This is a genomic window from Pelagicoccus mobilis, from assembly GCF_016595505.1.
GTDB classification, from domain to species: Bacteria; Verrucomicrobiota; Verrucomicrobiia; order Opitutales; family Opitutaceae; genus Pelagicoccus; species Pelagicoccus mobilis.
In genome coordinates, this window is record NZ_JAENIL010000048.1 from 1 (window position 1) to 15,259 (window position 15,259).

Annotated in this window: 15 protein-coding genes and 1 tRNA gene; 8 read left to right on the forward strand and 8 right to left on the reverse strand. The window is 53.4% G+C overall.

Going from position 1 to position 15,259, the window contains the following annotated elements:
• Positions 1-100: 100 nt before the first annotated feature.
• The 6 genes from leuD to JIN87_RS21255 form a co-directional block, all read right to left on the reverse strand.
• Entirely contained in the window at positions 101-703 is a 603-nt protein-coding gene (gene leuD, locus JIN87_RS21230) for a 3-isopropylmalate dehydratase small subunit (RefSeq protein WP_200357635.1), read from the reverse strand.
• 21 nt (positions 704-724) lie between these two features.
• Complete coding sequence (leuC, locus tag JIN87_RS21235) at positions 725-2,149, reverse strand: 3-isopropylmalate dehydratase large subunit (protein WP_200357636.1); 1,425 nt, start codon at positions 2,147-2,149, stop codon at positions 725-727.
• A gap of 88 nt (positions 2,150-2,237) precedes the next feature.
• Positions 2,238-3,110 carry a helix-turn-helix domain-containing protein gene (locus JIN87_RS21240; RefSeq protein ID WP_200357637.1) on the reverse strand — a complete coding sequence of 291 codons (873 nt, stop codon included), beginning with the start codon at positions 3,108-3,110 and terminating at the stop codon, positions 2,238-2,240.
• Positions 3,111-3,184: 74 nt separating this feature from the next.
• Complete coding sequence (gene truA, locus JIN87_RS21245; protein ID WP_200357638.1) at positions 3,185-3,922, reverse strand: tRNA pseudouridine(38-40) synthase TruA; 738 nt, start codon at positions 3,920-3,922, stop codon at positions 3,185-3,187.
• Complete coding sequence (gene ruvX, locus JIN87_RS21250; RefSeq protein WP_200357639.1) at positions 3,922-4,386, reverse strand: Holliday junction resolvase RuvX; 465 nt, start codon at positions 4,384-4,386, stop codon at positions 3,922-3,924. Before ruvX ends, truA begins: the two co-directional genes overlap by 1 nt.
• A gap of 15 nt (positions 4,387-4,401) precedes the next feature.
• Positions 4,402-5,490 (reverse strand): mannose-1-phosphate guanylyltransferase, encoded by a 1,089-nt coding sequence (locus JIN87_RS21255; RefSeq protein WP_200357640.1) that lies wholly within the window; start codon positions 5,488-5,490, stop codon positions 4,402-4,404.
• A gap of 118 nt (positions 5,491-5,608) precedes the next feature.
• Between JIN87_RS21255 and moeB the strand changes: the two genes are divergently transcribed.
• The gene (gene moeB, locus JIN87_RS21260; RefSeq protein ID WP_200357641.1) at positions 5,609-6,796 is read left to right on the forward strand and encodes a molybdopterin-synthase adenylyltransferase MoeB; all 1,188 of its coding nucleotides are present in this window, start codon (positions 5,609-5,611) and stop codon (positions 6,794-6,796) included.
• A gap of 77 nt (positions 6,797-6,873) precedes the next feature.
• Here moeB and JIN87_RS21265 read toward each other — a convergent pair whose 3' ends face one another.
• Entirely contained in the window at positions 6,874-7,266 is a 393-nt protein-coding gene (locus JIN87_RS21265) for a hypothetical protein (protein WP_200357642.1), read from the reverse strand.
• A gap of 209 nt (positions 7,267-7,475) precedes the next feature.
• Between JIN87_RS21265 and JIN87_RS21270 the strand changes: the two genes are divergently transcribed.
• The 4 genes from JIN87_RS21270 to JIN87_RS21285 all read left to right on the forward strand — a co-directional run bounded on the left by JIN87_RS21270 (position 7,476) and on the right by JIN87_RS21285 (position 11,472).
• Complete coding sequence (locus tag JIN87_RS21270; RefSeq protein ID WP_200357643.1) at positions 7,476-8,465, forward strand: helix-turn-helix transcriptional regulator; 990 nt, start codon at positions 7,476-7,478, stop codon at positions 8,463-8,465.
• A gap of 85 nt (positions 8,466-8,550) precedes the next feature.
• Positions 8,551-9,033, forward strand: coding sequence for a cell wall hydrolase (locus JIN87_RS21275; protein WP_200357644.1), 483 nt, complete (start codon positions 8,551-8,553; stop codon positions 9,031-9,033).
• A gap of 98 nt (positions 9,034-9,131) precedes the next feature.
• Positions 9,132-9,205, forward strand: a tRNA-Cys gene (locus JIN87_RS21280).
• A 152-nt stretch (positions 9,206-9,357) separates the two neighbouring features.
• Positions 9,358-11,472, forward strand: coding sequence for an FAD-dependent oxidoreductase (locus JIN87_RS21285; protein WP_200357645.1), 2,115 nt, complete (start codon positions 9,358-9,360; stop codon positions 11,470-11,472).
• On the opposite strand, the gene JIN87_RS21290 is transcribed toward JIN87_RS21285, so the two are convergent.
• The gene (locus tag JIN87_RS21290) at positions 11,469-12,317 is read right to left on the reverse strand and encodes a ThuA domain-containing protein (RefSeq protein WP_200357646.1); all 849 of its coding nucleotides are present in this window, start codon (positions 12,315-12,317) and stop codon (positions 11,469-11,471) included. The genes JIN87_RS21285 and JIN87_RS21290 overlap by 4 nt on opposite strands.
• A 151-nt stretch (positions 12,318-12,468) precedes the next feature.
• Between JIN87_RS21290 and purE the strand changes: the two genes are divergently transcribed.
• The 3 genes from purE (at position 12,469) to JIN87_RS21305 (ending at position 15,227) form a co-directional block, all read left to right on the forward strand.
• Positions 12,469-12,960: a 5-(carboxyamino)imidazole ribonucleotide mutase gene (gene purE / locus JIN87_RS21295; protein WP_200357647.1), complete on the forward strand. Its 492-nt coding sequence runs from the start codon at positions 12,469-12,471 to the stop codon at positions 12,958-12,960.
• 111 nt (positions 12,961-13,071) lie between these two features.
• Entirely contained in the window at positions 13,072-14,196 is a 1,125-nt protein-coding gene (locus tag JIN87_RS21300) for a 5-(carboxyamino)imidazole ribonucleotide synthase (RefSeq protein ID WP_200357648.1), read from the forward strand.
• 89 nt (positions 14,197-14,285) lie between these two features.
• Complete coding sequence (locus tag JIN87_RS21305) at positions 14,286-15,227, forward strand: archaemetzincin (RefSeq protein ID WP_200357649.1); 942 nt, start codon at positions 14,286-14,288, stop codon at positions 15,225-15,227.
• The last annotated feature ends 32 nt before the right edge of the window (positions 15,228-15,259 follow it).

Sequence of the window (15,259 nt, forward strand, 5' to 3'; positions counted from 1 at the left end):
AAACTGCGCAAACGCTCAATACAATCGCCCCTAGACAAAAAAACGGCCCGAGGACAAACGCCCTCGGACCGCGACCTGTAAATTTGACTAGCGACTTGGCTTACTTAGCCAAGTACGGGAGCTTAGCAGCAACAGCTGAGATTTCAGCTTCCGCTTCCTTGAGCTCGCCGATCATGTCGAACTTGCCCGCAGCCAATGCGACTTGAGCTGACTCGCGGAGAACTGCGGGAACGCTCTCCTCACCGAAACGGATCTGGAGGTTTTCCACGTCCATTGTGATTTCGACACTCGGATCGGCTTCAACCGCTGCGGAGATCTTAGCGATGTCTTCCTTAGCTGCGATAAAGCAAGGGATACCGAGAGTCGTGCAGTTACCGAAGAAGATTTCCGCGTAGCTTTCAGCGATGATGCCGCGGAAACCGTAACGGAAGATCGCCTGCGGAGCGTGCTCGCGAGAGCTGCCACAACCGAAATTCGCGCCGGAGAGCAAGATGCTCGCGCCCTGGAAACGCTCCTCGTTCAGCGGATGCTCCTTGTCGCTACCGTCTTCATTCTTACGAACATCGTAGAACAAGTACTCGCCCATGCTATCGAATGTCACGCACTTCATGAAACGCGCGGGGATGATACGGTCTGTATCGATTTCGTCGCCAGCTACAGTTACGCCGCGACCTGCTACTTGAGTGATTTTTTCTAAAGCCATTTTCGTGTAGTTCCTTTATGGTTACGCGTTTGCAGTTTCACGGATGCCGAACACTTCGCGAGAGTCAGCGATCACCCCCTTAACAGCAGCCGCAGCTACCATCACCGGGCTCATCAAAACCGTACGACCCGTTGGGCTACCTTGACGTCCCTTGAAGTTACGGTTCGAGGAGCTCGCGCTGAGCTGATCACCGATGAGCTTGTCCGGATTCATCGCCAAGCACATAGAGCAACCTGCTTCACGCCACTCGAATCCGGCTTCGCGATAGATCACGTCGATTCCCTTTTCCTTACAGATCGCGTCAACGATCTGGGAACCTGGAACTGCGATTGCCTTTACGCCTTCCGCGACCTTGTGGCCCTTGATGTACTTCGCAACTTCCTCGAAGTCAGAGAGACGGCCATTGGTGCAGGAACCAACGAAACAAACGTCGACCTTAGTGCCCGCGATAGGAGCACCACCTTCGAGCTTCATGTACTCGAGGGCTTCGGCAGTGATCGCCTTTTCTGATTCAGAGACACTGTCCACGCTTGGGATCTTCTCTTCAATAGTGATCGCCTGTGCTGGGTTGATTCCCCAAGTCACGGTTGGAGCGATGTCGGCTGCGTTGATTGTGACGATGTCGTCGTATTCACAGTCTGCATCCGATGCGAAGGACTTCCAGTTCTCAACCGCAGCATCCCACTCCTCGCCCTTTGGCGAGTATGGACGGCCCTTGAGGTACTCGAAAGTCTTCTCGTCTGGATTGATGTACCCCACGCGAGCACCACCTTCGATAGACATGTTACAAACCGTCATACGCTCTTCCATGGAGAAGTTTTCGAAAACTTCGCCCGCGTACTCGTAAGCGTATCCAGTTCCACCATTCACGCCGAGCTGGCGAATGATGTGGAGGATGACGTCCTTCGCGTAAACGCCCGGACGGAGCTCACCGTTCACCTCGATCTTGCGAACCTTGAGAGGTGCAAGCGCCATTGTCTGAGTCGCGAGCAAGTCACGGATCTGAGTGGTACCGATACCGAAAGCAATCGCACCAAAGGCACCATGAGTAGATGTGTGAGAGTCACCACAAGCGATTGTCGTACCTGGCTGAGTAATACCCTGCTCAGGACCAACAACGTGCACGATGCCCTGCTTGCCTGTGCTCATATCGAAGAAGGTCACGCCGGTTTCCGCACAGTTTTTGCGGAGCTCGTTGATCATCGCATCCGCGAGAGGATCCGCGAATGGCTCAACGCGAGAGTCAGTTGGTACGATGTGGTCAACTGTTGCGAAGGTGCGGTGCGGGTAAGCAACCTTGAGGCCGAGGTCGCGAAGCATGCCGAAGGCCTGCGGGCTAGTTACCTCATGCAAGAGGTGGGTGCCGATCAGAAGCTGAGTCTGACCATTGGACAAGGTACGCACTGTGTGGGCGTCCCATACTTTCTGGAATAACGATTTTCCCATAATTCGTTTAGTTTTCGGATTTTGAAATTAGAGGGCGCAGAAAATCGAACTCCCCACCCCTTTGAGCAATCATAATCCACCAATTTGACTATGGAGCCAAAACCTCGGAATTCGCCGCTTTTCGATAGGAATCAGGAGTCGTTCCTAGACGCTTCCGAAACTGCCGGTGAAACGATGCCATACTGCCGAACCCACTTTGCTCCGCCACTTCCTGAAGTGAAATACCGCGGCGATTTCCCAATAATGCGGCTGCGTGACGCACCCGAAAACTAGCCACGAAATCCACAAAGGTCGTCCCCATTGCTCGGCGGAAAAAACGGGAAAACGAAGCTTCGTCCAAACCAACCATTTCCGCCGCTTCTTCTCGCGAGATTTCGGTCCTAAATCGCCCCTCGACAAATCGCTTCACGGCCTGCACGCGAGCCAGGTCCCTAGCGTTTAAAGAATCCCTATTCCCCTCTCTATCTGAGACTTGCCTAAAGTCAAACCCAGCAACAAGCTCCAAAGCCACCAGAAAACGAGCAAGCCTCAACACCCCTTGGGCCCGCTCAACAGAACGCAACCTAGCCCGCAAACGATCGCGGTCGGAAACGGAGAACTGCAGAGGTTCAGCCATCGCGTTTCGAACTCTTTCCAATCCGCTCATTTCGGGAATTCGAAACAGCGACGCGCCCAAAACATCCCGCTTAAATCGAAGCACAATCGCAGACACGCCTTCCGAGTTTTGAGAAACAGCATCGCTATTCCAAGCGTGCAAAGTCCGAGGCGGGCAAAGCAACAATGTCCCAGCCCGAAACCGCCCCTTTAATCCACCGATCTGCCAATCGCCCGAACCACGCGAAACAAAACAAAACTCGAAGTCCTCATGCTCGTGCAGAGAGTCTCTAAAAAGCTTACCATCAAACTCTTGTACAACTATCGACTGACAATCGATTTCAACTTTAGGCCAATTGGGAAGCATGCCAAGAAAGATAGAGTCATTTTATGACTCAACTCAACTTCCTTTCAACTTAAAGCAACATACCGCAACAACCCTCAGTAAAACACCTTTTCGAGGAACAATCCTCTCGCGGGGGCTGCTTGAACGAGCGGAATACGCTCTTTCGACTCCAACAGTGTATCAACATCATCTAGCGCCAAACGGCCAAGCCCGACGTTCACCACCGTGCCAGCCAAACTTCGTACCATCTTATACATGAATCCATCGGCTTGAAACGAAAGCGTCACGCACTCCGAATCCTGAGTTAAGCGAGCATTTGTGATATGCCGAACTGTAGACTCGTATTCCAATCCCGCCCCTCGACTCGCGGCGAACGCTGCAAAATCGTGTTTTCCAACTAAACGCCCCATTGCCGCCTCTACCAAATTAAGATTCAGACTAGCAGGCACTTCCCAGCAGTAGGGCCATCGAAACGGATCTGCCTCACCAAGCTTCAACCTGTATTGGTAGCGCTTGGACACCGCCGAAAAACGGGAATGAAAGTCGTCGCCAACCGCCACCGCAGACTCTACCCGAATCGATTTCGGCAATAGGGCACGCAGGGCCTTAACCAAGGCCTCCCCACCATGCTTCCAGTCACGATCAAAATGGAAAACCTGCTCGAGAGCATGCACCCCAGCATCCGTCCTCCCGCTGCCTTGAATACCCGCAGGTGATTTGAAGAGCTTGCCCAGCACATCCTCAATGACCTGCTGGACCGAAAGCTTGTTTGGCTGCTTTTGCCAGCCAGCGTATTCGGTCCCGTCATACGAGCACGTACACTTCCAACGCATCAATAATACTCCTCTTCGCCTTCATCGTACTCTTCGTACGGATCGTACTCCGGGAGCTGGATATTCTGACTCAGATAATCCTGAAGAATCAGGCTCGCCGCCACGGAATCGATTTTCCCAGAGCGACGCAACTCGTCATTCCGGCCCTTCGGAAACGCCTTCGAAGCCTCCACCGACGTTAGCCGCTCATCCAGTCGATGTACTGGAAGATCGATTTTCTTTAGCAGCTTCTCGATGAACGCGTCGACTTCCTTAGCCTTAAACCCCACAGAACCATCCATATTATAGGGATAGCCGAAAACGAGGTCGGTGGCGCGACGCTCCTTAGCGAGCGCCACCAGAGCGTCGATTCGCTCTGGCTCGGTATCTTCGACAATTGCAGGAAGAGGGGTGGCCACACCTATATCATCTCCGTAGGCTACACCAACCCTCCGCTCCCCGTAATCGACGCCAATACAACGCATTTTAAAAAGCGAAAACTACATCAAACGCTTCAGCGCTTCCTCTTCGCCCAGGGCGCGAACCATGTCCTTGATCTTTTGCGCCTGATCCTTCGGGCAAATCAAAGTGGCATCGCCGGTATTTACTACGATCAAGTCATCAACGCCTATCAAAGCCACGAGGTGGTCCTTTTCGGAAACAACTATATTATTGGAAGCGCCAAGATAGCGGGCTTCACCCTTGTTCACATTCCCCGACTTGTCTGCCGGGTAGTGACGCTCGATCGCCGGCCAAGCTCCAACGTCATCCCAATCGAACGTAGCTGCGAGAGTAAGAACATTCGTAGCCTTTTCCATTATAGCGAAGTCCACAGAGATCTTCTCCAACGTTGGGTAGAGTTCGCTCAGCAGTCCGACGAGGTCCTGACCTCCCTGCATTCCTGCTTCGATCTCCTTGAGTCCCGTCATGAGAGTCGGCGTAAACTCCTCCAGAGCTGCAGAAATAGTATCTACGCTCCAAACGAACATACCCGCGTTCCAGAAGTACTCTCCACTTTGCAAGTAAAGCTTAGCAGTTTCCAGGTCCGGCTTCTCCTTAAACTGGCGAACGCTAAATATGTCACGCCCGTCGATAACATCCTTCACCGGGCCGCACTGAATGTACCCGTACCCGGTCGCAGGCTCGGTTGGCTGCACACCTAATGTAACGAGACTCGGCGACGTTTCCGCCGCCTTGAAAGCAGTGTCGAGGGCTGCTTGATATGATTCCGCGTCATTGATCAACGCATCCGCTGGAAGCATCGCCATAGAAGCGCCTGGATTTCGCTGCTTGACCAACAACATCGCCAAACCAACCGCTGCCGCCGTGTCACGCCCTACCGGCTCCGCCACAATATTAGCTTCGGGCAGCATCGGGCAAACATCGCGTACCCCGTCCACCTGCTCGCTATTGGTAATTACTATAATATTCTCCGCTGGAAGAAGTCCTACTAGCCTGTCAACCGTTTGGGTAAGCATCGGCTTCTCCCCAACGATCGGAAGCAAGTGCTTCGGACGTGCTAAACGGCTAGCCGGCCAAAACCGCTCACCTTTTCCACCAGCCATGATTACTGCATAACGATCAGCCATGCCACACCACAAACCGGAAGACGCCCCATCCGTCAATCGCGAACCCACATACACCTAAGCAACCTTTTCGCGTCAAAAACGGTTGATTCCGTTTTAGCTATCTTCAAAAACACCCAATATGTCTTCGACAGCCAACGAACCGCTCAGCTCAGTAGAGCTAGCACGATACAGTCGCCACATTCTATTAGAACAAATAGGCGTCTCCGGTCAGGAAAAACTAAAGAACGCCAAAGCTCTCGTCATCGGAGCGGGAGGACTAGGCAGCCCCGTCTCTCTATACTTGGCAGCCGCCGGAGTCGGAACGATCGGACTCGCCGACTTCGATAAAGTCGAGCTACACAACCTCCAGCGTCAAATAATACACGGCCAGTCAGATATCGATCGTCCTAAAATAGAATCGGCCAAAGAAACGCTTCAGGAAGTAAATCCACACGTGAAACTCCAGTTTCACGAAGAGGGTCTCCAGCCCCACAATGCCGTGGAGCTCTTCAGCCAGTACGACATCATTGTCGACGGCACTGACAATTTCGCCACTCGATACTTGAACAACGACGCTGCCTATCTCGCCGGCAAGCCCCTCGTCTACGGCTCCATCTTCAAGTTCGAAGGCCAAGCCTCCTTTTTTCATCCAACAAACGGCGGACCATGCTACCGCTGCCTTTTCCCGGAACCACCACCCCCGGGCACCGTTCCCAATTGCGGCGAAGCCGGAGTCATGGGAGCTCTCTGCGGAATAGTCGGTAGTATCCAATCGATGGAGACAATAAAGCACCTAACCGGCGTCGGAGATTCCCTATCCGGAAAGCTACTCTATATCGACACCATGGGCATGAACTTCAAAACGCTAAAGCTGAAGAAAGACCCCCACTGCCCTCTCTGCGGAGAGAATCCCAAATATAAAAGCATCAGTCCCGAAAATTATCAGGAAACCTGCGAAACAAAAGCAGCAGCCTCCAACGAATCAACAGAATCAAATAACATGAGCGAAACACCTCTCGAAATCGATGTAGCCACCACCAATAAACTCCTCGCTCAGGATAATACAGTCCTCATCGACGTACGCGAAAAGTTTGAATACGACATCTGCAATATTGACGGCAGCATACTGATTCCCATGGGAGAAATCCCCGCCCGTTTGGCCGAAATCCCCAAGGACAAGCACATCCTAGTACACTGCCACCACGGAGGACGAAGCCTCAAGGTAGTACACTTCCTTCGAGACAACGGCATCGAGAGCTCCACCAATGTAGCAGGCGGCATCGATGCTTGGTCGCTTCAAATCGATCCGTCCCTGCAACGCTACTAGACAACGTTTCCAAAACGCAAAAAAGCCTGCCCTCAAAACGAGAGCAGGCTTCGAAAAAGAATATAAAAGCAGAATACCTACTTCTTGCCGCGAGCCTTTGTGAGGCCAGCAGCTTTTTTGATATTCTGAAGTGATGGAATAGAGATGCCGAATTCTTTGGCAACCGCAGCTCCCTTTTTGCCAGCCTTCACAGCTTCAATCACTGCAGCCTTTAGCTCTTCAGTGATCTTTGTGCGCTTCGCACGCTTTTTGGCCGCTGGACGTCCACGCTTAGCAGCCGCCTTAGGCTTGCGGCCACGCGTCGGACCTTCGAGGCTTTGCAAAGCGTCGATCAGCTCCGCGCGGGAAGCGAACCCAACAGTCTTGTGCAAGTTTGTCAGCTTCTTGGAGATTTCAGCAGCAGCCTTCTTTTCGAGAGCTTCCAATTTAGCCTTTGTCGCGGCAATTTGTTTTTGCGTATCTGTGATCATCGATTCGTAACAAAGTTCACAATGTTCATTATTCAACCTAAATTGACTATAAAATAGTATTTTAGGCATTTTATATCAGATTTTCAGCTTCTATTTACCGTAGTTCTACGAGGGACTAGTAGCATTACAAGTCCCTCTCCAGTGCGCTAAACACTATTTCATCTATCAGAAACCGCCGGCTTTCACGAAGCGAGCAAACCTCTCAATACATGGATAACGATTCCAAAATACACTCTCTCAAACGCCCGGCCATCGAGCGCATGCTCCGTATCCACCAAGAACTGAAAACGGGCTCGTATCCAAACTGCACGACACTCGCGCGGGAAATGGAAGTAAGCACCAAAACCATCAGTAGAGATCTCGATTTCATGAGGGACCGCATGCTGCTCCCCCTAGAATACCACCAATCCAAACACGGTTTCTATTACACAAAAGAAGTTCAGAGCCTCCCCACAATCGACATTTCCGAAGGTGAACTCCTCGCCCTCTCCATCGCTCGCAAAGCCATGGACCACTACAAGGGCACCCCATTTGAAAAACCTCTCTCCAACGCGCTGAACAAACTCGCGGCCAGCCTTCCGGAAACCATTACCGCCAACCTCACGCAACTGAGCGAAACCATATCATTTCGCCAAGGCCGCTCCTCCCAAATTCAGGACTCAATACTAAATACCTTCACCAAATCGGCCTTAGAAAAACGTGAGATCACCTTCCAGTATCGAAAACTAGGCGCCAAAGAAGCAGAAGCCCGCACTCTCAAAACCTACCATTTGACCAACTTCCTCGGCAAGTGGTACGCCATCGGCCTCGACGCGAAACGCGACGCAATTCGTACCTTTCATCTCAGCCGAGCAAGCTCCGCTCAGCTAACTGAAACACGCTTTACAATCCCGAAAAACTTTTCCGCAGAAGAATATCTAGGAAGCAGCTTCGGTATCTACTCGCCAGAAGGCGATCACGAGATCGCGATTAAATTCCTGAACCCTATTTCTGAATACATAGCCGAGAATGTCTGGCACCCCTCCCAAGAAGTGGAATATCATCCAGACGGCTCAGTCACCATACGATTCAGACTCGGAAACCTAGTAGAAGTCAGCTCGTGGATTCTCAGCTGGGGCGAAAACGCCATAGCCCTCTCCCCTCCAGAACTCAGGGCGAACCTCAAATCCACCGCTCAGAAAATCGACGCTCTCTATTAGCCGTTTTCCTACATTCAACCGAACGAAAAGGAACACCGCCGCCTTTACGTTGTAGTATGGCTGAACCAACCTCTACTTCTATAAAATGATCCGCCCAATCGCAGCTCTCACGATTTTGCACCTCCTGACGCAACTCGGTCTAGCGAAGTCCACCACACCAGAGAATCTCGCCTGGGAAAAACAGATCATCGCGAGCTGCCTCATCCTCGAAGCGTCCAACCAGGGCGAGGAAGGACTCCGCGCCGTCGCCTCCGTCATCGCCAATCGCGCCGACCGAGACTCAAAACCTTACATTTTCATCGTCAAACAACCCTACGCGTTCACAGCCCTAAACAAGGCGAGCACCGACAAGACTGGAAAGTTTGGATACGACCAGCTCGTACGCCGAGCTTCGCAAGACTACAACTGGAGCCTAGCTCTATCGATTGTAGACGAGCTCTACCAAAACAGCCTGGTCGACGTCACTTTCGGAGCAGACCACTACTCTAGAAAAGACGAGCTACCCAGTTGGAGCCACGGCATGCGAGCCACCACCGTCATCGGCGACCACCTCTTCTTCAAACGCTAGGGCTATCAGCAGCCCAATTGGCCCAAGCTACAATTTTTCGAAGTTTCTACTTGAAACTCGATACCAAAACGCAAAGGTGACCGTCCTTTGCAACGGAGGGCGTGGTAGCCAAGTGGTAAGGCCGAGCTCTGCAAAAGCTCTATCGCCGGTTCGATTCCGGCCCACGCCTCCAATTTCCCAATTTTCACCGCCAGTTCTGGCGGTTTTTTTGTGCCCACATAAAATGGCATATTTTCTCTAGCGATAATTTTTACTCACTTTATTCTCTAATAAGAAAGTTTCCTTGCCTTTTCCCCCACCTTTCCCAGCCTCCTCAATCCAACTATGGCAGCACAAAACGGAAACCTCGCATCCTCAGACAACGCTCAAGACGGCTTCGACTCCATCCCTCAGGAGATCCTCGACCGCCTCACACGGGTCGATATGCCAAACGTAAAAGACATCCCCGCGTCCAAAGATACAATCGAGGTCGCAGGCGCCACCATCCCTACCTACAGGTGCGAAACACTCGTTCTTGGCAGCGGCGCGGCGGGGATGAGAGCAGCCGTTGAATTGAAGCGCCGCCAGATCGACGTCCTCGTCGCAAGCACCGGCCTCTTCGCAGGCACCTCGGCCTGCTCCGGATCCGACAAGCAGACACTCTATACCGCCAGCACCGACTACAAGGGCGACAACTTCCTCAAATACGCCGAAGGTCTCTGCTCAGGCGGCGCCATGAATTTTTCGACAGCCTACGTCGAAGCCGTCGGATCAATCGACGCCCTAGGAGGATTACAGTTCATGGGCCTCCCCCTCCCACATGACGACCAAGGCGCTATCCTTCGCTACCAGACCGACCACGACGAAGCTGGCCGCGCCACGAGCTGCGGACCACGCACCTCCAAGCTCATGGTCAAAGTCCTCTTCGACGAGGCCATCACACTCGGCATGCGCATACTTTCTGGCTGCAGCGGACTCAAAATCATCAAACAAAGCACCAGCGGCGAAGAACGAGTCGTCGGCGTTCTGGCCGCTCATCGTTCCGAAAAGCGAAATCCCTACGGGTTCATCTTCATCCAGTGCGAGGACCTAGTAATCGCTACCGGGGGACCGGGCGAACTCTACCGCGACAGCGTCTACCCACACCACTGCCATGGCGGACTTGGCATAGCTCTCGAAGCAGGCGTTGAACTCTGCAATCTCACCGAAAGCCAATTCGGAATCGGCACCCCTCGCACAACGTTCCCTTGGAACCTCTCAGGCACCTACGTGCAGGTTATGCCCCGAGTGTATTCAGTCGACGAAGACGGAAACGAAATCAACTTCCTCGCCAACTACTACCGCACCACTCGGGAGATGGTATCCAATACATTCCGCAAAGGATACCAATGGCCATTCCACTCCACTCGCATGCTCGACTACGGCTCTAGCCTTTTCGATCTCGCCGTATTCCTCGAGCAGAAAGCCGGCCGCAAAGTCTTCCTCGACTTCCTCAAAAATCCGGACCCCGTCAATCCCGACGAACAATTCTCACTCGAGGACCTCGATTCCGACGTCCGTGACTACCTCGAAAACAACGAAGCCCTCTACGACCTCCCGATCGACCGCCTTCGCCGCATGAACCCGCTCGCTATCGAGCTCTACCGCATGCATGGCACCGACCTCTGCAAAGAACCGCTCGAGTTCGCCATGAACAATCAGCACATGAACGGCGGCATCCTCATCGACGACTGGGGTAAAACGAACCTCAGAGGCTGCTACTCCGTGGGCGAAGCCGCCGGCAGCCATGGCGTGACCCGTCCCGGAGGCGCCGCCCTCAATTCCGGCCAGGTCTTCGGTAAACGCGTCGCGGTCGCCATCAAGCGATCCAGCCTCAACAAAACCTCTGCAGAATTGGATACGAGCGACCTCCAAGATCAACTCTCAGTCGCCCTTTCAGAAGCCGCCTCCTTCGTCGGGTCACCAACAGGCAAATCCACCAACGAGATCAAAACCGAGATCCAAGCCCGCATGAGCGATCGCGCTGGCATCATTTGCACAGCCGACGAAGTCTCCCAAGCCCTCTCCGACGCCCGAGCCCTACGATGCCTCGTCCAAGAGCAAGGCATCACCGTAAACTCGCCCTCGCTCGTTGGCAGCGCCATCCGCTGGAAGCAAATGGCCAATGTCTCCGAGGCAGTCCTCACCGCTCTCGACCACTATATCCAAAACGGCGGCGGCAGTCGCGGGGCTCGCGCCATCTGCACCCCAGCTGGCGACGATTGCCCACAGGCCAAGACAGAAGACCTAAGCCGCTTCCGATTCAAAACAGAGCAGGACAAGGACAAAGCCCTCAAAATCTGTATCAGACAAAATGGCGACCAATTCGAAGTCCGCGAACAAAGCGTTGACCTAAGCCCCACCGTCGAACGCGAGTTCTTCGAAAAAGGCTGGGGCCCTTACCTGATAAAAGAAGGCTAGCGGACACTCGTCTTTTCCGAACTCGGGAAATCCGCTGGAACGTCGCGAGTGACGCTTCCAGTCGCCGCCCATTCGAGACCTCGGTAGAGGGTTTCAATAAAACCGGCACACTTCATAGCCAGCGGGGTTTCAGTATCATCCGCTCCCACATGGCCCAGAGTGGTGTGAAAAACACGTCCTTCGCCAAAATCGATCGCCATCAGCATCGGCTCGTGCTCTCCGGTCCCGTTCTCGATTTCCGGTCCAGCAATAGCGGTCGCCAACACCGTTAAGTTCTTCGCCGGCCCTCTCAAACAGCTGTACTGTTCGTCGATCGCATGCAGCCAACTCGCAGGCAACCCCTTCATAACCGGGTGCTTCGGAGCACGCGTTTCTACCTGAAACTCAAAGGCATCCGGATGCATCGCTCCCGCCGACGCATCGTCCAAAACCATCTCGCCATCCCGCCAACGCACCATAGAGCCAACGCTCTCGTCTCGATCTCCCCAGCCACCGACACCGATCATCTCGTTAAACTCAACCCAGTTCGGAAACGCGTTGTCCGCCGCGTGAAAGGCCACCACTCCACCTCCTCCACGCACGTAGTCGACAAAGGCCGACTTAACATCCTCGGCCCACTCATCCCCCTCGTAGTCGAGAAGGATCACGTCGTAGTCGCCCCAGTTCGGGCTGAACTCCGAAAAGTCCTCCCCGGCTGACGGCGATACAATCGTATCCAATTCAAAAATACTTTCGTCCTCAACCACCGAGGCAAGAGCTCGGCTACTGACCTTCCAATTATGCCACTGATTGGACTGTCCAGTTAAGAGGAGAACCTTGATTCGGGGAGAATTCGCTACTTCCATAGTACGTGTCGGGATAATGGCTCGCACGCTAGTCATCTCGCTCCATTCGGACCAGCAATTTGTCGCCAAATTCCATAGAGAGAGCGGCCCCGCTTTTAACCTTGCCCGAGCGCTACTCAAAATACTTATTCAAGCCTCCTCGCACAAAGCCATGTCAGAAGAAACACCACTCGTCGGAATCATAATGGGCAGCAACTCCGATTGGCCCACCCTCAAGGCAGCCGCCGAAGTCCTCGAAGACTTCGGAGTCCCTTACAAGGCTGAGGTCGTCTCAGCTCACCGCACTCCCGAGAAGATGTACGACTACGCCAAGACCGCCAAAGCACGCGGCCTCAAGTGCATCATAGCTGGAGCTGGTGGAGCAGCCCACCTACCAGGAATGGTCTCCGCCCTCACGACTCTCCCCGTGCTAGGAATCCCTGTAGAGTCTAAGTCCTTGAAGGGCATGGACTCACTCCTCTCCATCGTGCAAATGCCCGGCGGTATCCCAACGGCCACATTCGCGATCGGAGCTCCTGGAGCCAAAAACGCCGCTCTCTACGCCGTCTCCATCCTCGCCACTTCCAACGACGAGCTCGGCGAAAAGCTCGAGGACTACCGCGAGCAACTCAAAGCCAAAGTCGACGCCATGGAGCTCGACTAAGCCTTGAAACACTTAGAAGCCGCTCGCTAAACACCAAACACATTCAACAGATTATCTGAGCCATTCTGTGTAATCTGTGGTTAAAAAACTCTCAACTCGCTCGGTACACAAATGATAGCACCCGGTTCCACTATCGGCATCCTCGGCGGAGGCCAACTCGGTCGCATGACAGGGCAAGCAGCCCGCTCTCTCGGTTACGGTTTCGTTGTTTACGAACCACAGGACCGCTGCCCGGCGGGACATGTAGCCGACTTGGAAATCAACTCCAAGTACTCGGATCAATCTGCTCTCGATCTCCTCGCGAAATCCTCCGACGTAGTCACCTACGAGTTCGAAAACGTCCCAAGCGAGGCAACCCAAGAGCTAAAGGAGAAGATCGCTCTCCACCCGCGTCCCGAGATTCTGCACATCTGCCAGAACCGCGAACGCGAAAAGAATTTCCTGCGCGACAACGGGATTCCATGCGCCCCTTTCGCCATCATCGACTCCCTCGAAGACCTCGAGAAAGCGCTCGCTGAAATCGGCACACCCTCCGTCCTCAAGACCGCTGCCTTCGGGTACGACGGTAAAGGACAGCTAAAAATCAGTAGCGAAAATCCGGATACTGCCGCAATCTGGAAGGAATTCGGTGAACACCGCGCTGTCCTCGAAGGCTGGATGGATTTCTCTATGGAAATCTCGGTCATGGTCGCTGCCAATGAACAAGGTGAAGTCTCCACTTTCCCAGTAGCTGAGAACATCCACACCAACCACATTCTCGACTACTCGATCATCCCTGCTCGCATCTCGCCAGAGCTTCGCGAAAAAGCCGAAGAACTCGCCAAGGAAATCGCTCAAAAGCTTGGATTGGTCGGCCTGCTCGGCGTTGAACTCTTCGTCTTGAAGGACGGAACACTCGCCGTAAACGAGCTCGCCCCTCGTCCGCACAACTCAGGGCACTACACGATCGACGCTTGCGTCACTTCCCAATTCGAACAATTCGTACGCGCCGTCTGCGGACTCCCTCTAGGTTCGACCGAACTGCTCAGCCCAGTCACTATGGTTAATATCCTAGGCGACGCCTGGACTGGCCGCGCTCCTGACTTTGCCGAACTTCTCAAACACCCGGAAGCAAAGCTTCACCTCTACGGAAAAGCCCAAGCACGCCCCGGACGAAAGATGGGCCACTTCTGCGTCCTCGGCGAAACAGCTGACGCTTCTTACGAGAAAGCAAAAGAGCTCAAAGCGAAGCTATAAACCAGGAGGGCAATGCTCCGTCATTGCCAACAACCTAAAAACAAAGCACCCAACTTGACACTAAATCCTACGTTCGTAGGATTTAAGTCATGAAGTTGTTGCCCCTCCTGCTCCCCGCCCTTCTGACACTTCACCTCGCTGCTGCTCCAGACTTCCATCCACCTAGCGTTGTCAAGCAGCTCGAAGCGGTCGGTCCGACCGACGAATTCACACCAACAGAGCGTATTCTCTTCCTAGATACCGAAGAGTTCACAACAATCCCCGACCCCGGCCCCATCGATTGGCTATCCAGCCATATCGAACGCGGCCAAACCTGCTCTCGCTTTTTACAAGAAGACTACGCGAAGCCCACCGACTCGACGTACCTATACCTGCAACCAATCGGTGTTAGCGATCTCCCAATCGAATTCCAGGAACTTCTAATCAAATACTGTAGCGCCTTTTTCGATACTAAGGTCAAGCTGCTAGAAACGATGCCTATAGACACTCGGCTCATTTCGACCCGCATCAATCAATTCACTGGGAAACGCCAACTGAACGCAGCGGACATACTCGAAGTTCTGAAAGTGCAAAAACCGAACGACGCGTACGCCGTCATCGCATTTACCACCACCGACCTCTACCCGCAGGAAACGTGGAACTTCGTTTTCGGCCTAGCCAATCTCCGCGAAAGCGTCGGCGTCTTTAGTATCGCCCGCTATGGCAATCTCGCCAGCGAACCCAAATTGTACACGGAACGGGCCTTGAAAGTCATGACCCACGAAATCGGGCACATGTACGGGATCAAACACTGCATCTACTACCACTGCCTTATGAACGGCTCGAACCATTTAGAGGAAACAGACGCCGCCCCGATGCACCTCTGCCCGGTTTGTCTGCGAAAGCTCGATCTCTCGGTGAAGCCGGATCACCTCATGCGCTACACCCGTCTGAAAAAGATCTACCAGCATGAAAACCTAGAGCCCCCAGCCGAGTTCACCAAAAAGCGAGTCCGCAAACTGATATCATCCAGCTTGGAAAGCAGTCTATGATCGGAAATTTCTCCCTTCACTCTTTCGCAATC